The organism is Chitinophaga sp. 22308, from assembly GCF_052045305.1.
Taxonomy (GTDB): domain Bacteria; phylum Bacteroidota; class Bacteroidia; order Chitinophagales; family Chitinophagaceae; genus Chitinophaga; species Chitinophaga varians_A.
The window spans coordinates 807,227-833,756 of the sequence record NZ_JBQEOP010000004.1 but is presented as its reverse complement, the minus strand read 5'-3'; the positions used below and the strand labels follow the sequence as shown (position 1 = coordinate 833,756).

The window sequence follows — 26,530 nt, the reverse complement described above, 5'->3', positions numbered from 1 at the left end:
CCGGCTGTTATTTCATCTGCTGATATTTCTGTGCATTGGGCACGTCCATCTGGGCCAGCAATTCAGCGGCCCTCATTTTCTCCTGTGGCATGGCCTTGGAAAATATCTTCTGCAGTTCATCGGCTTTGGCGGAGTAGAATGTCTGCATCAACATGGAGTTGGGAATGTCCTGATGAATGGCATACAACAGGTTGAGGCAGTTCATAATGGCCGCACGGCCTCTGTTCACATCTTCATACATCACGTCCAGCCCGTTGCGGTGGTACTGGTACATCACATCATGGAAGTTGAGGAATTTGGCGTTCAGGAGGTTGTCCTGCAACCAGTAACGGTTACGGGTACCCTCAAAAGCCTTCCATCCGGAGATGTCTTTCCCGTCCGGCGCATTGTTCACAATGTTCAGCGCTTTCTTGAAATAGGCATCGCCACCGCGGGGGGAGAACGAATCATAGTCCAGCCCGAGGATAATGTTCACATAGTACGCCATGATGGCCGTGAGATTGGAAGCCATGGGATCGTTGCCCACTACGCGGTTATCGCTGAATTCCAGCTGCTGGAATTCCACATAACGAAAGGCCACGTTGTTGTCCTGGGTATTCAGCAGGCTGGTCACGTAGCTGCTGTTAAACACCGGGCGGGTAGCCTGTATGGTGAGTGAAGCCTTGTACATGTTTTCTCCTGTGACGCCTGTTACGTTCAACAGGAAGTTACATTCAATTCTCTCTGCCGGTGTAAAGGCATCATCTGTCCAGTGGCGGTTGTTCAGAAATTCCCTGAGGGCTGTTTGCAGCGTGGTAAACACTTTCCGGTCAACACCCTGGGCCTGGTTGGCCACTACGGTCACATTGGCCCTGATCTCCTGCGCCTGCAGGCAGTTGACCGTGAAAACAAGCATACCTGCCAGCAGCAGGGCGAAGGGGAAGCGGTTACGCATGTTGCAGTTCTATTATAGCGGAAACAATATCCCTGGCTACTTCCTGTTTGGATTTGAGGGGGATGTCACGTTCTTTTCCCCTGTTGTCGAACAGGGTCACTTTATTGGTATCGTAGTTGAATCCAGCGCCCGGATCGGCGAGGGAGTTCATCACGATCATATCCAGGTTTTTGTCGCGCAGTTTTTTCAGCGCGTACTCCCTTTCGTTGTTTGTTTCCAGGGAGAAGCCTACCAGTAGTTGCTGCGGGCCTTTATTGTTGCCCAGTGTCCGGAGGATATCGTGTGTTTTTTCCAGGGCGATGCTGAATTTGTCCTCTCCTTTCTTGATTTTTTTATCCGCCACCTGTGCCGGGCGGTAGTCTGCCACGGCTGCCGCGGCCACTACGATATCAGACAGGGGATATACCGCTATCACGCTGCGGAACATATCTTCTGCCGACTGTACCGGGATGATTTGGATACCGTTGTGGTGGGTAGTCTGGTTAGTGGGGCCCAGCACCAGTTTCACCTGGGCGCCGGCGTCGGCGAGGGCTTCCGCGATGGCGATGCCCATTTTACCGCTGGAGTGGTTGCTGATATATCTTACCGGGTCAATATGTTCGATAGTAGGGCCGGCCGTTACGACAGCTATTTTGCCGTCGAGCGGTTTGCGGGCGCCGGCGGCCTGGCTGAAGTGGCGGCGCAGCAGGGCGACGATATTTTCCGGTTCCGCCATCCTTCCTTCACCGACAAGGCCGCTGGCCAGTTCACCGGCAGCCACCGGTATCTGGGTATGGCCGTATTCGCGGAGGCGGGCCACATTGGCGCGGGTGGCCGGATGTTTCCACATGTCTTCATCCATGGCCGGTGCATACAGTACCGGGCAGGTGGCTGAGAGGTAGGTGGCCATCAGGAGGTTGTCGCACAGGCCGTTGGCCATTTTGGCGATGGTATTGGCAGAAGCGGGAGCTATCAGCATCACGTCGGCCCAGCGGCCCAGCATGACGTGGTTGTTCCAGCTGTTATGGTCGCTGATATGGAGTGGTACTTCGTTTTTGGAGAGGGTGGCGAGGGTAAGCGGCGTGATGAAGTCAGCCGCCGCCGGTGTCATGACCACCTTTACGAGGGCGCCTTCCTTCACGAGCAGCCGGATGAGGGTGGCGGCTTTATAGGCAGCGATGCTGCCGGACACGCCCAGGAGGATTTTCTTTCCTTGTAGTATTTTGATATCGTCCATAGATATAAAAAAAGCGGCAGATTTGAATCTGCCGCCATGAAATTAATATTTTTATTTTTCGCAATCACGCACCTCACAAAATAATGTGTGGCGGATTAGCTGAACAGGTCGTCGTCGTTCTTGCGGAAATAAATTTTATTGTCCAGGAATTCCTGCGTAGCCTGGATAGCAGGATTTGCCAGCCTTTCATAAAAGCGGGAAATCTCGATCTGCTCCTTGTTTTCGTGTACTTCTTCGAGGTTGTCAGTATGACTGGCAAACTCTTCCAGCTTGGAATGGAGCTCCTCTTTCACGGAAATATTGATCTGATTGGCGCGTTTGGCTATCACGGCAATAGACTCATATAAATTACCGGTCCGGTTCTTAATATCGGTAGTATTTTTGGTTTCTACCCAGGGATTAAGACTACTGGTTAGACTTCTCTTTATTTTGCTCATTTTCCAGTGATTTAATGTTGTTTTGCGCTAAGGTATAAAATTTTTCGGCATCCGCCTTCAATTTGCTGTTGGGATAGTGGTCTGCGAAGTCCATGTATTCGCTGACAACTGTCTCGTAGCGTTCTTTTTGTCTTTCCTCTATGCTGTTTTTGGCATAGTTGTAATAGGCGCGGATGGCCATTATCTTGTAGCTGTCGCTTTTGTCGGAGTCGGGGTAGTTGCGCATCAGGTTTTTGAAGGCGATACCGGCCGCTTTGTAAAAGCCCAGGTTATAGTACAGTTCGGCGCTGTTGAACTCTTTGAGTTCCAGCTTTCTGCGGCAAAGTTCGATCACCAGGTTGGCTTCCGGCACTTTTTCCGCCTGCGGGTAGTTGTTGATGAAGGTTTGCATCTGGGCGATGGCCTTCATGGTGTTGGTCTGGTCCAGCGATACTTTGGGCGACTGCTTGTAATAGCAGTATGCCTGCATGTAGTCAATTTCCACCGCTCTGGGGCTGTTGGGGAATACGTCGAGGTAGTTTTTGAAATGGAAAGCTGCCTGAACATAGTCCTTCACGTAGTAGGAACAGTATGCGTAGTTATAATACAGGCCTTCAAACTTTTCGGTGCCTTTATACACCTGCAGGAGGTCCTGATACAGTGTCTGCGCTGTATTGTATTTTTTCTTCGAGTACAATTTGTCAGCATACGCCAGCTTCTTCTCGAAGTTGTTGCTTTTTTCGATCCTTCTCAGTTCGTTATTACAGGAAGAAGCGACCACGATCAGCGCAAGGAGACTGCTATACAATAAAAATTTCCGCATAAAAGAGTGGCAAAATTAAGAATTAAATGTAAATGTAAGGCGAAGAGATTTTCATTGCTGTTAAAATTTTGCAAAAGAGGCCGTTAAATCGCCGGATCAGGCCATTTTACCGAAGAAATGATTCCTTTTGCCGCTTACCTGCTGAAAATAAAAAATCATTGGATATTGTCAAAAAATATTCCCGGCCCCAACCCTCGAATTATAATTTAATCCTATTTGTAAAAACAGGCTCAGGGCCGAAGCTGAAAAAACAGTGCAGTCATTTTACCTGGTGCAACAGCAGTCCTGACGCGTTTTTCACAGGTTACGCACACATCATTAACATATATTCACACATTATCCACAATAATTGATGCCAACTGCGCGGAAAAGGTGCATAAAGGCACTCCAAACCCTTTACAATGGGGATTGTCCTCCTGTGGAAAAAATTTATAAAGTATTTTTTCGTTAAAAAGTGGGAAAAAGTGTTATTTTGTGTTAGAAAATGGTTTTTCAAGTACTTTGCCCCATGGTATGACAGGTTTTCTAGGCGAATATGAGGCTACGCTGGACGCAAAAGGACGTTTTCTGTTACCTGCCGGATTCAAAAAGCAGTTGTCAGAAGCCGCCGGGGGACAGTTTGTCATCAACAGAGGCTTTGAAAAATGTCTGTCATTGTATCCCATGAACGAGTGGCAGCCCATTTTCGAACGTATCAGCAAGCTGAACGATTTTGACCCGAAAGTGCGGGAATTTAGGCGCTACTTCCTCAATGGGGCCACCATTCTGGAACTGGACAGCGCGGGAAGACTGCTGGTACCGAAAAACCTGCTGTCGTACGCAAACATGGAAAAAGACATTGTGCTGGCAGCAGCATCCAATAAAATCGAGATCTGGGATAAAGGTAAATACCAGGAGTTCTTTGAAAATTTCTCACCAGGGGCCTTCAGTGATCTGGCTCAACAGGTAATGGGAGGAGGAGACAACAACATATCAATTTAAACTGGAGCAATATGGGCGAACAACAATATCACCTACCCGTTCTGCTGCAGGAGACAACGGAGCTGTTGCACATTAACCCGGAAGGGACCTATGTGGACGCAACGTTTGGAGGCGGAGGACATTCCCGGGCCATACTGGAGAAACTGGGCGAAAAAGGACGACTGATCGTATTTGATCAGGACGAGGATGCATACCGTAACAGAATCATCGATGACCGTGTAACATTTGTACAACAAAATTTCAGACACCTGCAACGATTTCTGAAACTACATAAAGCGGAACAGGTAGACGGCGTACTGGCAGACCTGGGCGTGTCTTCACACCAGTTCGATACCGCCGAAAGAGGGTTCAGCATCCGCTTTAACGGCGATCTGGACATGCGGATGGACACCCGGACCACCCTCACTGCGGCCCAGATTCTGGCCACCTGGGGCGAAGCCCGGTTGCAACTCCTGTTCCAGGAATACGGAGAAGTGACCAACGCCAAAACCCTGGCGCAAACCATTGTACGGCAAAGAAAAACACACCCCATGCGCACCATCGCGGAATTTAAATCCGTGATCCAGCCCATCGTAAAAGGCAACCCGCAGAAATACCTCGCACAGGTGTTTCAGGCATTAAGAATAGCTGTCAACGATGAACTGGGCGCCTTAAAAGACTTACTGACGCAGTGCGCCAATGTGTTAAAACCGGGAGGAAGAGTGGCCATCATCACCTTCCACTCCCTGGAAGACAGGCTGGTAAAGAACTTTATGAAGACAGGCAGTTTCGAGGAAGCACCGGAAGATCCGTTTGGAAAGGAAACACCCCCTAAATTGTTCAGATTAATCACAAAAAAACCGGTGACCGCCAGCGATGCAGAATTAAAGCTCAATGGCAGATCGAGAAGCGCAAAACTGCGGGTGGCCGAAAAAATAGCATGATACCGCTTACACCGTATCATCCAGCTCCTATCCTATATCCTATACACATCTGTTGTGATTTGCTTTCAATTTTATATTGTCAATTTATTAAAAAGGCATAACGCGTGTTGCAGGAAGAAGTTATAGAAACAAACCAGGAAGAACCTACCGGTACCGAAAGTACGCCGGTGAAAGGACCGAAAAGGGAATGGCGGTTGCGTATCAACTACAGAGCGTTGGTGCAAAACCTGCCCTATATCGGTTTTCTCGCTGTCCTGGCACTGATCTATATCGCTAACAGCCACCTCGCTGAAAAAAAAATACGCCGCATTAATCAGCTTGGCAAAGAAATAAAAGAGCTCAAGTGGGAATACATCAACGTGAAGAGTGAGCTCATGTTTCGCAGCAAAATGAGTGAAGTCAGCAAATCTGTAGAGCAACTGGGCCTCAAGCAACTCAGTTCTCCTCCACAGAAAATAGTGTTGAAAAAGGAAAATGAACAATAACAATCAATACTGGTACCTGATGCTGCCCGCCTGAAATTTTTACAGGACGGGGATGCTGGTAAAAAATGACAAGCATCTCATATAAATCGCAGCCAGCGTCAGGTATTTTTTATAGCGCTTAGCCTTTAGCTTTTAGCCTTAGTCGCTTTCCCGGCAACTAAAACCCTGGAAGTTATCCGCTAAAAGCTTAAAGCTAAACAGCCGGAACGTGGACGTAAAAAAAGACATATTGTGGCGTGTGTATCTCTGCCTGATCGGCATGGCGCTCTTCGGTGTCGCCATCCTGGCCAAGGTCTTTTACATCCAGAACGTGAAAGGCAGCTACTGGCGCAATATGGCCGATAGTCTGCATACCGGCTACGTTGCCCTCGACGCGGAAAGAGGCACCATCTATTCGGAGGAAGGCAGAATGCTGTCTACCTCCATTCCGTATTTTGATATACGGATAGACTTCGCAGCCGACGGCCTGCGGGACAAAAAAGGGAAAGTGTTCCGGGAAAATCTCGACTCCCTCTCCCTCTGCCTCTCCCAGATGTTCGGCGACCGCAGCAAAGCAGGCTACGCACAAATGCTGCAGGAAGGTTACAAAACAAAGGACCGCTATTTTCTCCTGAAAAGAAACGTACCCTTTAACCAGTACCAGCAAATGCGTGCCTTCCCAATGTTCCGGCTCGGCAAAAACAAAGGCGGCATGATCGCGGAAAGCAAAAGCAAACGCATCAACCCCTTTAAACTGCTGGCCAACAGGACCATCGGCCTGCCCCGCGAAAACTCGCAAAGCGTAGGCCTGGAAAGGACCTATAACGAATACCTGAAAGGGGTGACCGGTAAAAGGCTCATGCGCCGCATCGCCGGTGGCACCTACGTCCCCGTGGAAGGATATGACATCGAACCGGAAAACGGCCGCGATGTGGTGACCACCCTCGACGTAAACATGCAGGATATCGTGGAAACAGCCCTCATGAACATGATGGTGCAAAATGAAGCCGTCCACGGCACCTGTATCCTGATGGAGGTAAAAACAGGAAAAATCAAGGCTATCGCCAATCTGGGCAGACAACCGGATGGCAGCTACTGGGAAGATATGAACTATGCACTGCAGGTAGGCGAGCCAGGTTCCACCTTTAAACTGGCCACCGTCATCTCTGTGCTGGAAGATAAATACGCCACCATGAACACGATGGTCAACATGGACGGCGGACGCTGGCAGGTAGGACGCAGAACGGTATTCGACTCCGAACCGCATCCCGGCCCGCAGAACGTGACCATCAAACACGCATTTGAGCTCAGCTCCAATGTGGCAATGGCTAAACTGGCCGTCCAACATTATGGCAGACAGCCCAACAAGTTCGTGGCAAACCTGAAAAAACTCAGGCTGGACCAGAGCACGGGCATCGACCTGGTGGGGGAAGGCCATCCGGTGATTAAAACCACCAGCTCCAAAACATGGAGCAACACTTCACTGCCCTGGATGGCCTTCGGGTATGAAGTGCTGATAAGCCCGCTGCAGACATGTATGCTGTACAATGCAGTGGCCAACAACGGTAAAATGATGAAACCCTACCTCGTCAATTCCATACAGGAATATGGCCAGGTAGTTAAACAGTTTGAGCCTACCGTACTGCTGGACAGCATCTGCACCAACAGTACCCTGAAGCAGGTACAGTCCATGCTCGAAGGAGTGGCAATAGACGGAACCGCCAGAAAACTGGCCAACCCCTATTACAACTTCGCAGCTAAAACCGGTACCGCCCTGGTGGCCAACGGCAACCGCGGTTATGCCGACAAGATCTACCAGTCCTCATTTGCCGGGTATTTTCCCGCTAATGACCCACAGTACACCTGTGTGGTGGTGATCAGAAATAAACCGCATGCCCTGCGCTTTTATGGCGCTAACGTGGCAGGACCTGTGTTCCGCGAAGTGGCTGATAAACTGTATGCCATCGCCGTGGAAAAACAGAAACCAATGCAGGCAAACGTACAACTGGACACCCTCCTGGCCCTGAAAAACGGTAAAGGCGGCGAATGGAAACAGATACTTAAAACCCTGCAAATGCCCGTCAACGGCACCATCGCCAACAACAGCTGGGTAAGCCCCAGCGTGAGCAACCGGAAAGTCAACTTCCAACAGCTCACCCAGGCGAAAGGCGCCGTGCCCAACGTTACGGGAATGGGGCTCAAAGATGCGCTGTACCTGCTCGAAAACGCAGGACTACGCGTTGTTGTAAAAGGCGCCGGCAAAGTGAAAACACAATCACTCCCCGGCGGCACCAAAATAGGAAACGAACAAACGATCGTAATAGAACTGAGCTAGATGAAGACGCTGCGCGACATATTATACAATGCAGGCACCAGGGCCGTACACGGTAACACCGACATCTCCGTGAACGCCCCTGCCATTGATTCCAGGTCTGTAGGACCCGGCGACGCCTTCATTGCCGTGAAAGGAGTACATACTGATGGCCATCAATATATCGATAAAGCCATCGCACAGGGAGCAGCGGCCATCATCTGCGAAACAATGCCGGAAGTACTGCTGGACACCGTCACCTATGTACAGGTGGAGAACAGCGCACTGGCAAGCGGTATCATAGCGGGCAACTTCTATGACAACCCTTCCCACAAACTGCAGCTGGTAGGCGTTACCGGTACCAATGGAAAAACAACCATCGCCACCATCCTGTTCCGTCTGTTCTCCCAGCTGGGCTACCACTGCGGACTACTGTCCACCGTGCAAAACCAGATAGGCGACACCGTGATACCATCTACCCACACCACCCCTGACCCCATCAGCCTCAACGCGCTGCTGGCCCGGATGGTGGAGGAAGGATGCCTGTATGCCTTCATGGAAGTCAGCTCCCACGCTATCCATCAACAAAGAGTGGCAGGACTGAAATTCGCCGGAGGCATCTTCAGTAATATCACCCATGACCACCTGGATTATCACAAAACATTCGATGAATACATCCGGGTCAAAAAATCATTCTTTGATAACCTGCCGGCTACGGCTTTCGCCCTCACCAATCTCGATGACAAAAGAGGCATGGTGATGCTGCAAAACACCAAAGCCCGCAAGGCCACTTACAGCCTGCGGACCCTGGCCGATTTCAAAGGAAAAATCCTGGAAAACAATCTCACCGGCCTGATCATGCAGGTAGGCGATACGGAAGTACACTTCCGCCTGATCGGTGAGTTTAATGCCTACAACCTGCTGGCAGTATATGGTGCGGCTGTATTGCTGGGACAGGACAAAGCCACCGTGCTACGCGCCCTCAGCAATATACAGGGCGCGGAAGGACGCTTTGAATATATCGTGTCCGCGCACGACCAGATCATCGCTATTGTGGACTACGCCCATACACCTGATGCCCTGAAAAACGTACTGGCCACCATCAAAAACCTGCGCAAAGGACACGAACAGGTGATCACCGTGGTAGGCTGCGGCGGCGACCGCGATACAGCTAAAAGGCCTGTCATGGCTGCAGTGGCAACAGACAGCAGCGACCGGGTGATCTTCACTTCCGATAATCCCCGCTCCGAAGATCCGGAAGCGATTATCCGCGAAATGGAAGCTGGAGTGCCTGTACACCTGAAAAAACGGGTGATCTCCATTACCGATCGCAGGGAAGCTATTAAAACAGCAGTAACCCTCGCCGGAAAAGAAGATATCATCCTCGTGGCCGGAAAAGGACACGAAAAATACCAGGAAATCAAAGGGGTGAAACATCCCTTCGACGATAAAGAAGTGCTGGAAGAAGTAATGAGGCTGCTCGACAAATAATTATAACGGAACGAAACTAACTTAATAACTCAATGACTTAAAAGCCCCCCATCCGAATGAGGCGGACGGGAAGGCTCCGACTAAAACATATGTTATATTATTTTTTAAATTACCTGAAAACAGAATTTAAGATCAGCATCATCGGTGGTGGTATGTTCCAGTTTATCACCTTCCGTGTGACGATGGCCCTGTTGCTGTCGCTGGTCATCTCCCTGTTGTTGGGTAAACGTATCATCAGGTTGCTACAGCGTAAACAAATCGGTGAAACAATCCGTGAGCTGGGCCTTCAGGGTGAAAACACCAAGAAGGGCACCCCTACTATGGGCGGCCTCATCATCCTCGCGGCCATCATCATCCCCACCTTATTGTTTGCTCAGGTAGCCAACGTGTACATCTGGCTGGTACTGCTCTGTACTGTATGGTTAGGCCTCATCGGTTTTGTGGACGACTATATCAAAGTATTCAAAAAGAACAAGGAAGGGCTGGCAGGCCGTTTTAAAATACTCGGACAAATAGGACTGGGCCTCATCGTGGGCACTACCCTGTATTTCAATAATGACGTGGTGGTATCCCGCGAGCTGATGGGCGCAGAAAAACTGGCGCCCTATGAAAGACGCCTCACTAACCACCCCGAAAGGGTGACCCGCGACGGACAACGGTTTGTGGACGTGAAAACACCCATCACCACCATCCCGTTCGTCAAGAACCATGAATTCAACTACGCCAAGCTGATTTCATGGATTCCCGGCGCAGAAAAATACACCTTCATCGTCTACATCCTGATCGTCATCTTTATCATCACCGCCGTATCCAACGGCGCAAACATAACGGACGGATTAGACGGGCTAGCCACAGGGGTGTCGGGTATCATAGGAATATGTCTCGGCATTTTTGCTTATGTATCGGGTAACATTCAGTTTGCGGAGTACCTCAATATTATGTACATCCCCAACCTGGGTGAACTGTCCATCTTCATTGCGGCGTTCGTAGGTGCCTGTGTGGGCTTCCTCTGGTACAACGCTTACCCGGCACAGGTTTTCATGGGCGATACCGGTAGTCTGGCACTGGGAGGTATCATCGCGGCACTGGCGTTTATTGTGCGTAAAGAGCTGCTGATCCCCATCTTCTGCGGCGTATTCCTCGTAGAGCTCCTGTCAGTGATGCTGCAGGTGTCTTACTTCAAATACACCAAGAAAAAATACGGTGAAGGCCGGCGCATACTGAAAATGTCGCCCCTCCATCACCACTACCAGAAACTCGGTTATCACGAAAGTAAAATATCCGTACGCTTCTGGATCATCACCATCATGTGCGTGGTATTTACAATCGCGACACTGAAAATGAGATAATCAAAAAAAACAAAAAACTAACAAAGAAGTATATACGAAAATGGCGCATAAACTCATCATATTAGGAGCAGGAGAAAGCGGGATCGGAGCGGCTTTGCTGGGAAAACAGCAAGGGTATGAGGTTTTTGTGTCTGAAGGCGGCACTATTAAGGACAACTATAAACAGGAACTGGCGGTAAACCATATTCCTTTCGAAGAAGGTCATCACTCCTGGGACGTGATACTCGGCGCAGACGAAATCGTCAAAAGTCCGGGCATCCCTGAAAAAACAGAACTGATGAAAAAAGTACGCGAAAAAGGCGTACCTGTCATCTCCGAAATTGAACTGGCCTACCGTTTTTCAAAAGGTAAAAAGATTATTGCCATCACTGGCAGCAACGGCAAAAGCACCACCACCGCCCTCACCTACCATATTTTCAAAACGGCAGGACTCGACGTGGCCATGGTCGGCAACATTGGCGTAAGCTATGCCAGGCAGGTGGCAACCGCACCAGCGGAGTATTATGTGATTGAAATCAGCAGCTTTCAGCTGGATGACATCGTGGAATTCAAACCCAACGTTGCTATCCTGCTCAACATTACGCCTGATCACCTGGACCGGTACGACTACAAAATGGAAAACTATGTAGCCTCCAAGTTCAGGATCGCGATGAACCAGACAAAAGAAGACTATTTCATCTATTGTATGGACGATCCGGAGATCATGCAGCATTTGGCGCAGCAACCCATTTATTCAACATTAATACCTTTTACCATCATGAAACCACTGAAAGAAGGCGGTTCTATCGCCAACGAGCAGTTGCAAATACTGGTTGACGGAGAGCCGGTCATCATGTCCATGTATGACCTGGCGCTAAAAGGGAAACACAATCTGTATAATTCGATGGCAGCAGCAATTGCAGGCAGAACCATGGATATTAGAAAGGAAAAAATCCGCGAAAGCCTGGCTTCCTTCAAAAGCCTGGAACACCGGATGGAATATGTGACAACGGTAAAAGGCGTGGATTTTATCAATGATAGCAAAGCTACCAATGTGAATTCCGTATGGTTTGCCCTTGAAAGCATCGAAAAACCCATTGTACTGATCATGGGCGGTGTGGACAAAGGCAACGATTACTCCGCTATCCGCGACCTGGTGAAAGAAAAAGTAAAAGCCATTATTTGCATGGGCGTGGACAACACACCGATCATTGATGCGTTATCAAAAGATACGCCCGTTATGATCAGCACCTCCGGCATGATGGACGCGGTACGCGAAGCTTTTGCACAAGCCACCAAAGGCGATGTGGTCATGCTTTCCCCTGCCTGCGCCAGCTTCGACCTGTTTAAAAACTACGAAGACAGAGGCCGCAAATTCAAGGAAGCGGTGAAAGCACTGTAAGCACCAGGGTTGAATCGTAGCCCAGGGCTTCAGCCCCTGGGATGGTAAAAAGGGTTGAATAACGGAAACGACAAAACGAAATTATTAACAATATGAACGGATTGCTCTATAGAACAAAAGGCGATAAGGTCATCTGGACGATAGTAATTTTTCTATCGCTGGTGAGCCTGCTGGCCGTATATAGCGCAACCGGCTCGCTTGCTTACCGCGAACGGGGCGGCCATACGGAGTATTACCTCCTGAAGCAGCTCATTGTGCTGGGAATGGGACTGGCGATCATCTACTTTGCGCACCGGGTGAACTACACCATTTACTCACGGGTGGCACAGGTAGGCTTCCTGATATCGATACCACTGCTGATTTACACACTGGCATTCGGTTCACATATCAACGACGCCAGCAGGTGGATACGGCTACCGATCATCAACCTGACCTTCCAGACATCGGACGTCGCCAAACTGGCCATCTTCATGTATGTCAGCCGGCAGTTGTCCAGAAGGCAGCATGTGATCAACGATTTCAAGAAAGGGTTTCTGCCCATCATCATACCAGTAGGCGTTATCTGCGTACTCATCATGCCGGCCAATATGAGCACGGCTTTGCTGTTAATGGCCAGCTGTATGCTGCTCTGTTTCATTGGCAGGGTACCGGTGAGGTTCCTCGCCGGAATGGTGGCCGCAGGCGCACTGGCTATCGTACTGATGTTTGCCATTGCTAAAATCTCCGGAATGGAGATGCGTACCAAAACCTGGGAAAAGCGGTTGGACAGCTTCATGAATGACGACCACACCGAAGTGCCCTATCAGGTACAACAGGCCAACATCGCCATCGCCGGCGGCGGCGTACTCGGGAAAGGCCCCGGCAACAGTACACAACGTAACTTTTTGCCGCACGCCTACTCCGACTATATCTACGCTACCATCATCGAAGAATACGGAATGGTAGGCGCCTTCCTGATATTGGCGGCTTATATGCTGTTGCTGTTACGCTGCATCCGGATTTACAAAAAATGTCCGTATGCCTTCGGCGCCTTCCTGGCACTGGGGCTGAGCGTAACACTGGTCATACAGGCGCTGACCAACATGGCGGTAAACGTACAGCTGTTTCCCGTAACAGGGCTGCCGCTACCGCTGGTCAGCATGGGAGGATCATCTGTGCTCTTCACCAGTATGGCCATCGGCATTATCCTGAGCGTGGCCCGCAATGTGGAGGAAATGGAAGGCAAACAGGCAGAAAAAGAGAGACTTGAACGCGTGATGGCTGCCAACGCAGAAAACGCTGCAGTAGCCTAAAACGTATTTATATAAACAGACTATCAATCGTAACTGAAGAACATGCAACGCAAAGTTATCATAGCAGGTGGAGGCACGGGAGGACATATCTTCCCGGCGATAGCGATTGCCAATGCGTTGAAGAAAATCCAGCCGGATATCGACATCCTTTTTGTGGGCGCCATCGGTAAAATGGAAATGGAAAAAGTACCGCAGGCAGGTTATCCCATCAAAGGACTGGAAATAGCAGGCTTTAACCGCAGCAATCTTTTTAAAAACATACTACTGCCTTTCAAAATCTGGAAAAGCCTCCGGCAGGCCAAAAACATCCTGGCGGAATTTAAACCGGACGCAGTAGTAGGCGTTGGCGGCTATGCCAGCTTCCCCATGCTGAGAAGGGCACAAAAAACTGGTATTCCGACGCTCATACAGGAACAGAATTCTTTTGCAGGCAAAACCAACAAGATACTGGGGAAACAAGCAAGGAAGATCTGCGTGGCCTATGATGGCATGGACAAATTTTTTCCGGCAGACAAGATCGTTTTCACCGGCAATCCTGTCAGAAACAATATCACCCAATCCGCCGTCACCAGAGAAGATGCCCTGCAACACTTTGGACTGAGCAGTCAGAAACAAACCATCTTCGCCGTAGGCGGCAGCCTGGGCGCCAAATCAATCAACGAAGCGTTGCAGCCGTTGCTGCCTGCGCTGGTGCAGAAAGACCTGCAACTGATCTGGCAAACCGGCAAGCCGTTCTATGAAACCGCCAAAGCTGCGGCAGCACCCTACAGCAGCCATATTAAAGTGCATGAGTTCATCAACGTGATGGACTTTGCCTACAAAGCAGCAGATGTGGTACTGTCACGCGCAGGCGCACTGACCATCGCTGAGCTTTGTGTCGTGAAAAAACCGGTCATCTTTGTGCCGTACCCTTTTGCAGCGGAAGACCATCAGACTTCCAACGCTATGAACCTGGTGAATAAAAAGGCGGGGCTGATGATTAAAAACGACGAGGTAGATGCACAGCTGTCCAATGTACTGTTCAGCCTTCTGCAAAACAGGGCGCTAATGGAACAACTGGAGAAAAATATCGGCGAACTGGGCAATTCCAACGCAGATATGGTAATCGCCAGAGAAGTGATAAACATTTTTTGATTTTGATATTTAGGGATTTAGGATTCATATGGATTTGAACAACATACAACGGGTTTATTTCATCGGCATCGGCGGTATCGGCATGAGCGCCATCGCCCGCTTCTTCAATGAGAAAGGAGTGGCAGTAAGCGGTTATGACCGTACCCCAACAGCGCTCACTAAGCAGCTGGAGGCAGAGGGTATGCAGATCCATTACACCGACGATATCAACGCACTGGACCAACAGACTAACCTGGTCGTATATACGCCGGCTATCCCCGTCACCCATGAAGAACTGAAGTGGTACCGGGACCATGGCTTTGAAGTAGTGAAACGCAGCGATGTGTTACAGGAAATCACCCGGTCACTGTTCGCCATCACCGTTGCAGGCACCCATGGCAAGACCACCGTCTCCACCATGATCGCACACCTGCTCACAGACAGCGGATATGGTTGTAATGCTTTCCTGGGCGGCATCAGCGTCAACTACGACAAAAATTTCTGGAGCAGCGAAAAGGCAGTAGCTGTGATTGAAGCAGACGAGTATGACCGCTCCTTTCTGAAATTAAGTCCGGATATCGCGATACTGACTGCCATGGATGCAGACCACCTGGACATTTACGGCACACCGGAAGCCATGGAGGAAGCATTTATCACTTATACGCACAATATAAAGCCCAATGGCACGCTGATTGCTAAGTTCGGCCTGCATCGCGGAAATGAACTGAAAGCAGACAACAAACTGCTGTACAGTTTACAGAACAACGCAGCCAACGCATACGCTGCCAACATACGGATGATCAACGGTGGATATGAGTTTGATGTGATGCAGCAGGACTGGATGATCGACAACATCCGGTTGCACATCGGGGGCATGCACAATGTTGAAAACGCTGTTGCAGCCATTACGGTAGCGCATTTGCTGGGCATCGGCGCCGACAAGATCAGGGCAGCAGTGGAAAGCTTTAAAGGCATCAAAAGACGCTTTGAATATGTGATCAAGAACGATCATCAGGTGTATATCGATGATTACGCCCATCACCCGGAAGAGCTGCGCGCGCTGATCACCAGTGCGAAAGCATTGTTCCCCGGCAGACGTTGCACCGTGATCTTCCAGCCGCACCTGTTCACCCGTACCCGTGACCTGGCGGATGGTTTCGCAGAAAGCCTGTCACTGGCGGATGAAGTGGTCCTCCTGCCTATTTATCCTGCAAGGGAACTGCCCATCGAAGGCGTTACCAGCGAGATACTGGCTAAAAAGATCACCGTACCGGTGCAGATCATGCAAAAAGAAGAAGTACTGGACTGGCTGAAAAAAACACCCGTCCCGTTATTAATAACAGCCGGAGCAGGCGACATTGACCAGTTAAAAGGACCGATCAGTCAACTGCTTCACTAAAAGAAAAACTTTGGCTAAAACCACGACGATATTAAAAAGACTGGGCGCGCTGCTCCTTTGGGTGCTGGCGGTGACCGGCTTTATTATCCTCCTGGTGGCGGCTAATAACGACAAGGAATCCGGTATCTGCAAAGGTATTCTGGTAAAGTTTGAAGGGAAGGACGATAACTTTTTCATTGAAGCCAAAGATATCCGGTCATTGTTAACAAAAGACAAGGCACTGAACCCGGTAGGCAAACCGATCCGGGACATCAACATCCGGACGCTGGAAGCAGTAGTGGACCAGGACCCATGGGTTAAAAATGCAGAGATCTATTTCAACAGCAAACAGGAACTGCATATCAAAGTAACGCAGCGGGAACCGGTAGCAAGGGTGTTCACCTTTTCTGGCAACAGCTTTTATCTCGACGAAGCAGCAGAGCGTATACCGGTATCATCCCGCTACGCCGCCAGGGTGCCGGTATTTACCGGTTTCCCTACAGACGCGGACAAACTGCAACGGACAGACAGCCTGCTGGCAGCCCAGATAGTGGACATGGGCCGTTTTATCGGCAAAGACCCTTTCTGGATGGCACAGGTAGAACAGCTGATCGTGACGCCTGACAGAAAGTTTGAGTTCATACCCAAACTGGGCGATCAGGTGATCGTTTTCGGCGACGGTGCCGACATCGAAAAAAAATTCACCAAACTGCTGGCTTTTTACAAGGAAGGACTGAATAAGGTAGGTTGGAATAATTATTCGCGGATCAACATCGCTTTTGAGAATGAAGTCGTATGTACGCGTAAGGATGGTGTAGCACCGTTACAACCGGTGATACCCAAAGACACGGTCAAACAGTTTGTGCCTGACGAAGCGCCCATCGCTGAAAGCGAAGACAGCGCAGAAAAAACAACCGCAGCCAAACCACCGGAACATGCACCGGTGACTGCCAAACCGGTCAGCAAACCGGCAGCAAAACCAGCGGCTAAACCCGCAGCTGCCCACAACAAAACAACGGCAAAAGCGCCAGAGAAGAAAGCAAAACCAGAGAAAGCGGCGCCCAAGCAACAACCTAAAGCAGTGTATAAGCCAGGGAATAAATCTGTTAACACATCAAAAAAACAAACAACGCCATGAATCAGGAAGCTCCCATCATTGTAGGTCTCGATATCGGAACTACGAAGATTGCTGCCATAGCAGGACGGAAGAATGAATACGGGAAACTGGAAATCCTGGGATTCGGTAAAGCTACATCGTTTGGTGTGCAGCACGGTATGGTGCTGAACATTGACCAGACCATCAAAGCCATCAGGCAAGCCCTGGAAAACTGTTATGCATCCAGCCCCCATCTGGAAATCAATGAAGTATATGTCGGTATCGCCGGTCATCATATCAAAAGTTTGCAAACCCGTGGTGATATTGTCCGCAATGATGTTGAGGCGGAAATATCCCAGAAAGATATTGACCAGCTGATCAACGATCAGTATAAAACAGTCATTCCCGCGAGTGATCAGATCATTGATGTGATCCCACAGCAATATATTGTGGACAGTCTGCAGAACATCACCTATCCTATCGGTATGTCCGGTGTGAAGGTGGGCGCTAACTTCCATATCATCACCGGCGACAAAAACGCCATCCGCAACATTAACCGCAGCGTGGAAAAATCCGGCCTTAAAATCCGCGATCTCGTGCTGCAGCCGCTGGCATCTGCCGCAGCCGTAATGTGCGATATGGACTTTGAAGCAGGCGTGGCTATCGTAGACATTGGTGGTGGCACCACCGACCTGGCGGTGTTCTACGAAGGCATCCTGAAACATACTGCCGTTATTCCCTATGGTGGCGAAAACATTACCAACGATATCAAAAATGGTCTGGGTGTGTTGAAAACACAGGCCGAACAGATGAAAGTACAATTCGGTTATGCACTGGCCGATGAAGCTAAAAGCAACGCTTATATTACCATTCCTGGTTTACGCGGACAAAGCCCCAAAGAAATATCCGTTAAAAACCTGGCACATATTATCCAGGCCCGTATGAGTGAAATACTCGATTTCGTAGTATATCACCTCAAACAAATCGGGATGGACAATAAAATGCTGAATGGTGGTATTATCCTCACCGGTGGCGGTTCCCAGCTGAAACACCTGATCCAGCTGACGGAATATACTACCGGCGCCAGCGCACGCATCGGTTTCCCCAACGAACATCTGGCCAGCGGCCTGTTCGACGAAGAACTGACCAAACCCATGTACGCCACCTGCGTAGGCTTGATCCTCAAAGGCTACAATGATTTTGAAAATGACCGTAAATCACTGGAAGAAAATTATATAAAAATTAATACCAGTTACCTCGCGAAAGAACAAGCCGCCCAGTCGGTAGCCCAACAGGAAGAATGGGAGGAAGAAGCCCCCACCACACAGGAAATACAGGACAGAAAAGCCAAAGAAAGGAACGCTTCGCTGAAGAATTTCCTGGATAAAATGAAAACGAAGATCATTGACATGTTTACAGAAGAAGAAGATGCAAAACTGTAAATGTGAAATGGCGCAATTGTTGTGAACTGCAAACGTTTATTATATAAGAACAAAGAACGATAATTAATAATGATAGGACAAATGAACCATATTAACGGCAAAGAATACACGCTTATAACACCGAACATGTTCATTATTAATTATCCGTACTAACCCATAAAAGTATAGAGTCATGATACATTTTGATCTTCCTAAGGAAAAATCTTCTATCATCAAGGTCATCGGCATTGGTGGCGGTGGAAGTAATGCGGTGAATCATATGTATAGCCAGCGCATTGAAGGGGTGAATTTTATTATCTGCAATACCGATGCTCAGGCTATTGCCAACAGTCCTGTGCCCAACAAAATACAGTTGGGACCGCACCTCACACAGGGCCTTGGTGCCGGCGCCAATCCCGAAATTGGTAAGCAGGCTACAGAAGAATCCTTTGAAGAAATCAAAAAAATACTGGAGGTGAATACCAAAATGGCCTTCATTACTGCCGGTATGGGCGGTGGCACCGGTACCGGTGGCGCACCCATCATCGCGCGGATATGTAAGGAACTGGGTATTCTGACCGTTGGTATTGTTACCACCCCGTTTTCTTATGAAGGAAAAAAGAGAATGCTGCAGGCCGATGAAGGCGTTCAACGCCTGAAGGAGTATGTAGATACCCTGCTGATCATCTCCAACGATAAATTAAGACAGAAATTCGGCGACCTGAAGTTCAAGGCCGCGTTCGAAAAAGCGGACAACGTACTGGCCACTGCTGCCAAATGTATCACCGACGTGATCAACTCCACCGGTCAGATCAACGTGGACTTTGCCGACGTATGCACCGTTATGCGTAACGGTGGCGTGGCCATCCTGGGTGCTTCCATCGCAGAAGGTGAAAACCGTGCTCAACGCGCTATCGAAGATGCACTGACTTCTCCGTTGCTGAACGACAACGATATCCGTGGCGCCAAATGGATACTCATCAATATCTCTTCTTCTGAAGGTGAATTTGAACACACCCTCGATGAAATGGATATCATCCAGGCTTACGTACAAAGCCAGGCCGGCGAGGATTGCGACGTGATCCTCGGTGTGGGCTACGACCAGACGCTGGACCGCAAACTGGGCGTTACCATCATCGCTACCGGTTTTGAACAGAAACCGATCCAGCAGATGAAAATGACCCCTTCCACTCCCGAACGTACCGAACCTAAAATCGTGATGCAACTGGGAAAAGACGGGGACGAGAAAAAAATGAACATCCAGCAGTCGCAAGGTCTCCTGTTCCAGGAACCGCAGGACCTGATGGCCCCACGCCTGATGGAACCTGTAGTGTCCCATCCTGAACCTGCCACCGGGTACACCCCTCCGCAGCAACAGGCGCCCATCGCACCTGCTCGGCAGAACTATGTACTGAACGTACAACAGGTCCCTGCCCAGCAGCCGCAGCCCGCACCGGAACAACAACTGCCGGTACAGCAACAACCAGTACAACAGCCGGTACAACAGCCGGTACAACAACACATGCCACCGCAGCAACAGCACATGCCGCCACAACAGCAGCATGTACAACAACCCATGCAGCCGCAACATGTGCAACAACCTGTTCAGCAGCCTAATGTGAATATAATACAGCCACAGCCCGGCAGCGCGGCAGGCGGTTACCTGAACCGTCCCGCTAACATCTACGTGGAGCCAGGCAGCACGCCTACGCCCCCGGAAATGAAAATGGTGTACAGGGAAGAAGAACCAGGCAATCCGCTGCCTCCGGAAGTGCCCATGCAACACACTTCCTACGAAGAACTGGAAGAACAAAAACGTAAACAGGCTGAAAGAGTGGCTAAACTGCGCAGCATCAGCTTCAACGTGAAAAACATGGACAACAACGCGGAAATTGAAAATGTTCCGGCTTACCTGCGTCGCAACGTAGCCCTGGAAAATGGTGCCGGCTCCGCCGAACACTTTTATTCCAACTATACCGTGAGCGATCCTGGCCAGAACAATCACACTGAGATAAATACTATCAATACATTTTTAGATGGGAAGAAGCCCGATTGATGAACATAGAGATATTCCATTCGGACATTTGATTGTTTTTTAGTTGTGTTAAAAAAAATCCTCCGGTTCCCCGGAGGATTTTTCTTTTATAAAGCATTCAGTGTTTCTTTGGCCGTCTTCAGCAAATCGCCTGCCGGCGTGGTTTTCGGAGCGTTAATATCAAAGGGCGACAACATCTTTTCCAGTTTGCTCAACCCCTCGCGATTATTGGCTTTGGTGAATTCTTCCCGCAGAATACGGATTTTCTCATAGTCCTGCACCCCTTCTACCAGCCGCTCAAACCGTATAGATGACCGCGGCCCCGGATATACGAAGTAAGTGTCTCCTGCTGCCCAGGCGCGGAAACGGCTATCCTGCAACGGTGCTTTTACCCAGCAGTTATAAGCCCAGCGCAGATAACCAGTGTATCCCTTGTAGGCAGCATGCCAGCCCATAAAGGCGGCTTCCGCCGGAGGCGAAAAAGTAAATGTGTTAGGAAACCCTTCGGTGCAGCAGGTATAGAAAGTGGTAGGCCAGCCTTTCTTCAGCCTTGCCTGTAATACTTCATCCGGAAACGGCTCTTTGGAGGCCACGCAGAAGTCATAAATATCTTTGTCCAGCGGTGCATGATAGCTACCTGCCAGTGATAATTTAAAGTCTTTATCGGCCTTGCGGATGAGTGTCAGCGCCTGTTGCATGTCTGCCATAGGACGCTCGTCCATGGCGATAGTGGTAATATTGAACCAGCCTTTGGCTTTCAGGTGTTTAACAAAGTCATTTAACATGGGCTGCCAGTGTGCGGCATATTCCGGTGAACCGGGTTTCGCGATCAGCAGCGTGTCTTTTCCTTTGGCTTCGTCATAATAGTAGAACTTCAGGTTCCAGGGAATCATGCTGTAGCAGTTGATTTCCTTTTTAATGCCCAGTCCCATCATATATTCCACCCATTTGTCGAAGATGGTATAGTCATAAGTCCACGTACCGTTTTTCTTTTTGGTCCATTTTATCATGCTGCCATATACGTCTTCCGTCTGGCTGTTCCACGGGTCATAAATAAGCGTGGCAGTGATACATTTCTGACCGGCGTTGGCCAGCATCTGCATATAGGGTGTCATGGCTTTAAAATGCGCATCACTCCAGGGTGTTACGCCATACATACGGGCGATAGCGTCGGGGCTCTGCCAGAGGTCCAGATGGAATTTCCAGTCCTTCGGCGCCGGCAGTGTATGATTCAGCACTTCCACTTCGTAGGGCAAACTGCTGACAGTGCCGCCGGCATTGATTTTTACAGTGCCTTTATACACGCCTGCAACGGTACCGGCGGGCACCTGTATGCTCAGCCACACGGGCTGCGTTTGATAGGCGGCGATGTCTCTGGAACGCTGGATGTCAATACCATCAGCCACCAGGGAAGAATCAAAGTTTTCCGGCTTACGATAACCACAACCGCTGCCGTCTTTATTCAGCTCGTCCGTCATGACATATCTCACAAAACCCGTGGTGATCGCGGAAGCGGGGATAGTGGCCCCTTTGCCGCCCTGCAGCGCGCTGGTGGCAATGCTTACACCATTCAGCGGTCGCGTGGTCCAGATCAGAAACTGGGTATGTATCCGTTCGCCTTTCCAGGCTTTGGCGTTCCAGGAGGAAGCCAGGCTTTGTTCCGCGGGTGCATTTCTTTTTTCATAACGGATATCTGCGGAACCGAAGGCAACGTGGAGCTGGTTACCTTTTACAACTTCCCAGGAAGCTTTGTTGACCGGTCTGGGATCAGGTTTCTCCTGATAGTCGCCGGCCGGGCCACTTTGGGCCCATACGTTTTGTTGCAATGCCAGCAATACCAGCATGCCAAAAAATTTGTTCACCATACTAAATTTTAGAGATTTTGATATTTGGAGATGGGTTATCATACTACAGCCCAATTCTCTCTTAAAATCCATGATACCCAAGATCATAAAAAAAACCGGGATTTTTGAGTAAATCCCGGTTTCCGTTTATCAAAATCTTCCGACCAACTAGTGGTGAATAATGCGCCTTAATTGCAGGTTGGTGACCGGAGCCACTACCAGCGGGTATTTCTCGATGGTCACATAACTGGAGTCCAGTCCGAAGCCTCTCTCTTCCGAGAGACTGATTTTTTTCAGGAAGAAATACATCTTCATGACCATTCTTTCATATAATGGCAGGTCATTATCGTGGGAAAGGAATTTTTCCATGACAATAAACTGAAAGTCTCCTACCACATTGTTTTTGCTGAGAGATTCATAACGGCTGGTGATGTTCACTTCCTTGTTTCTTACCATATCTTCCACCACCATTCTGAACATCAGGTTGATTCTTTGTTCCACCTTAAAGCCCAGTCTGAATTCCACCCGGATCACTTCGTTAGGAATGATGGTCTGCACGGAGTACTCACTGAGATAGGGTTCATCCACCACGTCAACGTGTACAAACCAGTATATATCGGCTCTTTTCGGCTTTTTATTGAGGATGGAATAGATGATTTTATGTTCTATCTCCTTGGGATTGTCGGCGCTGCTCATATACACCAGGTGAGTGGCATATTTGGGAATAGACGTGTCGTTGCTGAGTTCCTGGATGATGGGCAGGTAATCTTCCAGCCGTACAAATTCCACGTAGCGGTTTTTGATCTTGCGGGACTTGAACCATACGATCATGACGAGGAAGAGGGCTCCTGCCACGACTACGGTCACATAACCGCCATGCATGAATTTCACCAGGTTGGCGAACAGGAACGAGAATTCGATAGAGAGGTATACAATAAGATATAGTAGTATCCAGCCCGTCCAGACCCTTCGGGTATAGAGGTAGAATGCGAACAGGCAGGAGGTCATCAGCATACAGATAGTGATAGACAGGCCGTAGGCCGCTTCCATATGGGAAGATTCCTGGAAGAGTATGACGATGGCCGCGCAGCCAACAAAAAGCATGGTATTGATACCGGGGATATAGAGCTGTCCGCGCATCTCAGTGGGATAGTTTACCCGCATTTTAGGCCATAGGTTGAGCCGCATGGCTTCCGCAATAAGGGTAAAAGAACCGGATATGAGTGCCTGGCTGGCAATAATGGAGGCCAGGGTAGCGATCAGTACACCGAAGATGATAAACCATTCCGGCATGATCATAAAGAACGGGTTCTGGTCTTTAGGCAGGATTTGTCCTTTCTGGCTCAGGAGCCATGCGCCCTGACCGAGATAGTTCAGTATCAGGCAGGATTTCACGAAAATCCAGGATACCCGGATATTTCCCCGGCCACAGTGCCCCAGGTCGGAATAGAGGGCTTCGGCCCCGGTGGTACAGAGAAATACGGCGCCCAGGATCAGGAACCCTTTCGGGTAGGTGGTCAGCAATTCGATGGCATAATGGGGACTGAAGGCCCGGAGAATGCCCAAATCGTCTGTGATATGGGAGATACCGAGGATGCCCAGCATAGAGAACCATAATACCATGATAGGGCCGAACATACGCCCGATAGACACGGTGCCGAACTGCTGCATGATGAACAGACCGGTGATGATGGTCAACACGATTTTTACGATCGTCAGCTGGCTCAGGTCTTTAAATACTTCGAGGGTGCGAAGACCTTCAATAGCAGAGGTAACGGTGATAGGCGGGGTGATGATGCCATCTGCCAGGAGGGCAGCGCCGCCGATCATGCCAAAAATTACCGTCCATTTGGCATGTCGTCTGACAAGGGCATACAGAGAGAAGATGCCTCCTTCGCCTTTATTATCTGCCCGGAGGGTAAGAATAACGTATTTAACGGTGGTTTGTAAGGTCAGCGTCCAGATGATACAGGAGATACCGCCGATAACGAGCAAGTCGCTGATGGGATTACCGCCAACAATGGCTTTAAAAACATAGAGCGGAGAAGTTCCGATGTCGCCGTAGATGATACCCAGCGCTACTACTAAACCTGCCAGGGTAACCCTGTTAATGTTTATGCCCACAAAAAAATTTTTTTAAAAAAGCCCCCAAAATTAGGAGTAAATATTGAGACCAGCAATAAAAAGGTGACAGTGGAAGAGGTTGATTGGGGTTGGTTGGCATTAAAAAAGCCTCTCCCGATATACTGGGAGAGGCTCTTTTTAGTTATTCATCTTAGTGAGATGGAACTGATTAGTTAGCAGGAGCTAAGTCAACAGTACCGGATTCACCAGGAGTGTTTTGTTTGATGAAGCGACCGCGGTCGATGCCTTGTTTGTCAGCCAGGTAGTCGATCACAGAGTCAACACGACGGCTGCTCAGGTCAACACCACCTTTTTTACCTTTTGCACCAGCGTGGCCAGTAACCAGCACGTTGCAGGAAGGGTTAGCTTTCAGGGTAGAAGCAACAGAAGCGAGGATAGCTTCCTGGTCACGACCTACTTTAGTAGAAGCGCCTTTGAAGGAAACGCTAGGCAGAACCAGGGAAGCGCAGGAAGTTTCAGCAACTTTACCTTTGCAGCACTCAGGATCCGGGCATTTACCAACACCGTCAGCGTCAACTGGCTGGCAGTAAGTAGGAGTGATCAGTTGTTTGTCTTTGTAATCAGGAACGCCGTCACCGTCTGTATCTTTAGCTACACCGTGAGAATCAACTGGTGCACCTGCAGGAGTGTTAGGTTCGCGGTCGAACTGATCAGTAACGCCATCACCGTCAGCATCAGGCAGAACAGGAGTAGGCAGTTTCATGTGACGAGGGTTGCTCAGCTCGCTGTAAGCGTATTCCAGCGGGTTGATCCACCAGAGAGGCTGTACGCGTTTAGAAGCGTTACCCAGGTTGAAGTTCAGACGCAGGCTGGTGTAAGAGTAGAAGTCTTTTGTAGAACCGCCGGGACCAGGATAACCATCCAGGTAAGCGTCAAAAGGCATGGTGATTTTCTCTTCTACACCAATGTTGAAGCGTTTGGAAACTTTGAAAGCAATACCGGTACCGAGGTCCAGTGCGTGACGCAGCAGCTGGTTGTCGTCTTTACGACCGATAGAGATTCTGTTACCCTGAGAAGGAGCATTTTGCTCGTATTTCTTATCTCTCAGGTTGTTCAGTTGTTTTCTGATGTCGCTACGTTTAGCACCGAAGTTGATGCCGGAGTAGTCATAACCGTTACCGTTAGCGTCCAGAGCGTCAACGTCAACATCAGCCATTACGATAGAGTAACCAGCCAGAACGTACCAGTTAACTTTAGGTTCTGCTTTGTAGAACAGGATGTTGCTCAGGGAAGCGATCATGTCCAAAGACAGCTGGTGGTTCTGAGAACGGTAGTTAGGAACGATCATACCGCCGTTTCTAGCTGCAGTTGCTGCCCAAGGGTTACCAGCGGCTGCGATTGAAGGACGCAGTTTGTAATCCTGGCCTTTGTCGATAGAACCGATGTACTCAGCTCTCAAGGAGAAGGTATGACCCAGTGCTTTTCTCAGGGAGATACCGCCACCGAAACCAGGCTGAGGAGGAACAGTTCCGCTGATCAGGTGTAAACCGCCGTGAAGACCCAGTTCCCACATATCCCTTGGTTTACCAGGGAAGTTTGATTGATGGTTCAGGAAGTTATTTTGTTGTACCAACCGCTTGCCTGACACTTTGGAAGAATCCAGTGCATCATAGCCGGTTGGTTGAACCTGTGCAAAACCGGTAGATGCTGTTAGTAACCCCACAGCGCCTGCCAGTAATAAGTACTTTTTGCTTGCCATAATTGTGTTTTATTTAAAAACTGTTAAAAATTTACTAATAACCCGTTTTTTACCTAGCAAAGGTAAATATCATAAATGAATATACAAATTTTTCTTGCAATATTATTTTCATTGATAAGTGCTTCAATATTAGAGCTTAACTGAAAGTATTTATATACCTTATTTCTACGTTAAGTTAAAGTATTGTTTAGCCCTTGTTAAAAGATTCCTTCGCCTGT

General features: G+C 49.3%; 20 protein-coding genes. 13 read left to right on the top strand and 7 right to left on the bottom strand.

Annotation, left to right across the window (positions count from 1 at the left end; all coding sequences use genetic code 11):
- Positions 1 to 7 precede the first annotated feature (7 nt).
- From ACTJJS_RS19490 to ACTJJS_RS19475, 4 genes are all read right to left on the bottom strand, one after another.
- Complete coding sequence (locus ACTJJS_RS19490) at positions 8 to 934, bottom strand: DUF4835 family protein (protein ID WP_440664922.1); 927 nt, start codon at positions 932 to 934, stop codon at positions 8 to 10.
- Positions 927 to 2,150, bottom strand: coding sequence for a bifunctional phosphopantothenoylcysteine decarboxylase/phosphopantothenate--cysteine ligase CoaBC (coaBC, locus tag ACTJJS_RS19485; RefSeq protein ID WP_440664921.1), 1,224 nt, complete (start codon positions 2,148 to 2,150; stop codon positions 927 to 929). The genes ACTJJS_RS19490 and coaBC overlap by 8 nt, the downstream gene beginning before the upstream one ends.
- 95 nt (positions 2,151 to 2,245) lie before the next feature.
- On the bottom strand, positions 2,246 to 2,587 hold the full coding sequence (locus ACTJJS_RS19480) for a DNA-directed RNA polymerase subunit omega (RefSeq protein ID WP_078668842.1): 342 nt from the start codon (positions 2,585 to 2,587) through the stop codon (positions 2,246 to 2,248).
- On the bottom strand, positions 2,556 to 3,389 hold the full coding sequence (locus ACTJJS_RS19475; RefSeq protein WP_168870028.1) for an outer membrane protein assembly factor BamD: 834 nt from the start codon (positions 3,387 to 3,389) through the stop codon (positions 2,556 to 2,558). Before ACTJJS_RS19475 ends, ACTJJS_RS19480 begins: the two co-directional genes overlap by 32 nt.
- A gap of 513 nt (positions 3,390 to 3,902) precedes the next feature.
- Here ACTJJS_RS19475 and mraZ point away from each other — a divergent pair.
- The 13 genes from mraZ to ftsZ all read left to right on the top strand — a co-directional run bounded on the left by mraZ (position 3,903) and on the right by ftsZ (position 20,645).
- Entirely contained in the window at positions 3,903 to 4,370 is a 468-nt protein-coding gene (mraZ, locus tag ACTJJS_RS19470) for a division/cell wall cluster transcriptional repressor MraZ (protein WP_168870029.1), read from the top strand.
- 11 nt (positions 4,371 to 4,381) lie between these two features.
- On the top strand, positions 4,382 to 5,293 hold the full coding sequence (rsmH, locus tag ACTJJS_RS19465; protein WP_440664920.1) for a 16S rRNA (cytosine(1402)-N(4))-methyltransferase RsmH: 912 nt from the start codon (positions 4,382 to 4,384) through the stop codon (positions 5,291 to 5,293).
- A 104-nt stretch (positions 5,294 to 5,397) separates the two neighbouring features.
- A complete protein-coding gene (locus tag ACTJJS_RS19460; protein WP_440664919.1) occupies positions 5,398 to 5,778 on the top strand; it encodes an FtsL-like putative cell division protein in 381 nt (126 codons plus the stop codon).
- 208 nt (positions 5,779 to 5,986) lie between these two features.
- Complete coding sequence (locus ACTJJS_RS19455) at positions 5,987 to 8,092, top strand: penicillin-binding protein (RefSeq protein ID WP_168870031.1); 2,106 nt, start codon at positions 5,987 to 5,989, stop codon at positions 8,090 to 8,092.
- Complete coding sequence (locus ACTJJS_RS19450) at positions 8,093 to 9,559, top strand: UDP-N-acetylmuramoyl-L-alanyl-D-glutamate--2,6-diaminopimelate ligase (RefSeq protein WP_440664918.1); 1,467 nt, start codon at positions 8,093 to 8,095, stop codon at positions 9,557 to 9,559.
- Between the two features lie 89 nt (positions 9,560 to 9,648).
- Positions 9,649 to 10,908, top strand: coding sequence for a phospho-N-acetylmuramoyl-pentapeptide-transferase (gene mraY, locus ACTJJS_RS19445; protein WP_168870033.1), 1,260 nt, complete (start codon positions 9,649 to 9,651; stop codon positions 10,906 to 10,908).
- Positions 10,909 to 10,948: 40 nt separating this feature from the next.
- On the top strand, positions 10,949 to 12,289 hold the full coding sequence (murD, locus tag ACTJJS_RS19440) for a UDP-N-acetylmuramoyl-L-alanine--D-glutamate ligase (RefSeq protein WP_168870034.1): 1,341 nt from the start codon (positions 10,949 to 10,951) through the stop codon (positions 12,287 to 12,289).
- A gap of 92 nt (positions 12,290 to 12,381) precedes the next feature.
- On the top strand, positions 12,382 to 13,581 hold the full coding sequence (locus tag ACTJJS_RS19435; protein ID WP_168870035.1) for an FtsW/RodA/SpoVE family cell cycle protein: 1,200 nt from the start codon (positions 12,382 to 12,384) through the stop codon (positions 13,579 to 13,581).
- 42 nt (positions 13,582 to 13,623) lie between these two features.
- Positions 13,624 to 14,715: an undecaprenyldiphospho-muramoylpentapeptide beta-N-acetylglucosaminyltransferase gene (gene murG, locus ACTJJS_RS19430; RefSeq protein WP_440664917.1), complete on the top strand. Its 1,092-nt coding sequence runs from the start codon at positions 13,624 to 13,626 to the stop codon at positions 14,713 to 14,715.
- Between the two features lie 28 nt (positions 14,716 to 14,743).
- Positions 14,744 to 16,093 carry a UDP-N-acetylmuramate--L-alanine ligase gene (gene murC / locus ACTJJS_RS19425; protein ID WP_440664916.1) on the top strand — a complete coding sequence of 450 codons (1,350 nt, stop codon included), beginning with the start codon at positions 14,744 to 14,746 and terminating at the stop codon, positions 16,091 to 16,093.
- A gap of 10 nt (positions 16,094 to 16,103) precedes the next feature.
- Entirely contained in the window at positions 16,104 to 17,210 is a 1,107-nt protein-coding gene (locus ACTJJS_RS19420; RefSeq protein ID WP_440664915.1) for a hypothetical protein, read from the top strand.
- The gene (ftsA, locus tag ACTJJS_RS19415; protein ID WP_440664914.1) at positions 17,207 to 18,610 is read left to right on the top strand and encodes a cell division protein FtsA; all 1,404 of its coding nucleotides are present in this window, start codon (positions 17,207 to 17,209) and stop codon (positions 18,608 to 18,610) included. The genes ACTJJS_RS19420 and ftsA overlap by 4 nt, the downstream gene beginning before the upstream one ends.
- A 172-nt stretch (positions 18,611 to 18,782) precedes the next feature.
- Positions 18,783 to 20,645 (top strand): cell division protein FtsZ, encoded by a 1,863-nt coding sequence (ftsZ, locus tag ACTJJS_RS19410; protein ID WP_440664913.1) that lies wholly within the window; start codon positions 18,783 to 18,785, stop codon positions 20,643 to 20,645.
- 86 nt (positions 20,646 to 20,731) lie between these two features.
- On the opposite strand, the gene ACTJJS_RS19405 is transcribed toward ftsZ, so the two are convergent.
- From ACTJJS_RS19405 to ACTJJS_RS19395, 3 genes are all read right to left on the bottom strand, one after another.
- A complete protein-coding gene (locus ACTJJS_RS19405) occupies positions 20,732 to 22,489 on the bottom strand; it encodes a glycoside hydrolase domain-containing protein (RefSeq protein WP_440664912.1) in 1,758 nt (585 codons plus the stop codon).
- 147 nt (positions 22,490 to 22,636) lie between these two features.
- A complete protein-coding gene (locus ACTJJS_RS19400; protein ID WP_168870041.1) occupies positions 22,637 to 24,592 on the bottom strand; it encodes a KUP/HAK/KT family potassium transporter in 1,956 nt (651 codons plus the stop codon).
- Positions 24,593 to 24,761: 169 nt separating this feature from the next.
- A complete protein-coding gene (locus tag ACTJJS_RS19395; protein ID WP_440664911.1) occupies positions 24,762 to 26,312 on the bottom strand; it encodes an OmpA family protein in 1,551 nt (516 codons plus the stop codon).
- Positions 26,313 to 26,530 lie beyond the last annotated feature (218 nt).

Bases quoted from the DNA above. Each gene is read 5' to 3' on its own strand.
- ACTJJS_RS19490 (WP_440664922.1), bottom strand. From the start codon at position 934: ATGCGTAACCGCTTCCCCTTCGCCCTGCTGCTGGCAGGTATGCTTGTT.
- coaBC (WP_440664921.1), bottom strand. From the start codon at position 2,150: ATGGACGATATCAAAATACTACAAGGAAAGAAAATCCTCCTGGGCGTG.
- ACTJJS_RS19480 (WP_078668842.1), bottom strand. From the start codon at position 2,587: ATGAGCAAAATAAAGAGAAGTCTAACCAGTAGTCTTAATCCCTGGGTA.
- ACTJJS_RS19475 (WP_168870028.1), bottom strand. From the start codon at position 3,389: ATGCGGAAATTTTTATTGTATAGCAGTCTCCTTGCGCTGATCGTGGTC.
- mraZ (WP_168870029.1), top strand. From the start codon at position 3,903: ATGACAGGTTTTCTAGGCGAATATGAGGCTACGCTGGACGCAAAAGGA.
- rsmH (WP_440664920.1), top strand. From the start codon at position 4,382: ATGGGCGAACAACAATATCACCTACCCGTTCTGCTGCAGGAGACAACG.
- ACTJJS_RS19450 (WP_440664918.1), top strand. From the start codon at position 8,093: ATGAAGACGCTGCGCGACATATTATACAATGCAGGCACCAGGGCCGTA.
- mraY (WP_168870033.1), top strand. From the start codon at position 9,649: ATGTTATATTATTTTTTAAATTACCTGAAAACAGAATTTAAGATCAGC.
- murD (WP_168870034.1), top strand. From the start codon at position 10,949: ATGGCGCATAAACTCATCATATTAGGAGCAGGAGAAAGCGGGATCGGA.
- ACTJJS_RS19435 (WP_168870035.1), top strand. From the start codon at position 12,382: ATGAACGGATTGCTCTATAGAACAAAAGGCGATAAGGTCATCTGGACG.
- murG (WP_440664917.1), top strand. From the start codon at position 13,624: ATGCAACGCAAAGTTATCATAGCAGGTGGAGGCACGGGAGGACATATC.
- murC (WP_440664916.1), top strand. From the start codon at position 14,744: ATGGATTTGAACAACATACAACGGGTTTATTTCATCGGCATCGGCGGT.
- ftsA (WP_440664914.1), top strand. From the start codon at position 17,207: ATGAATCAGGAAGCTCCCATCATTGTAGGTCTCGATATCGGAACTACG.
- ftsZ (WP_440664913.1), top strand. From the start codon at position 18,783: ATGATACATTTTGATCTTCCTAAGGAAAAATCTTCTATCATCAAGGTC.
- ACTJJS_RS19405 (WP_440664912.1), bottom strand. From the start codon at position 22,489: ATGGTGAACAAATTTTTTGGCATGCTGGTATTGCTGGCATTGCAACAA.
- ACTJJS_RS19395 (WP_440664911.1), bottom strand. From the start codon at position 26,312: ATGGCAAGCAAAAAGTACTTATTACTGGCAGGCGCTGTGGGGTTACTA.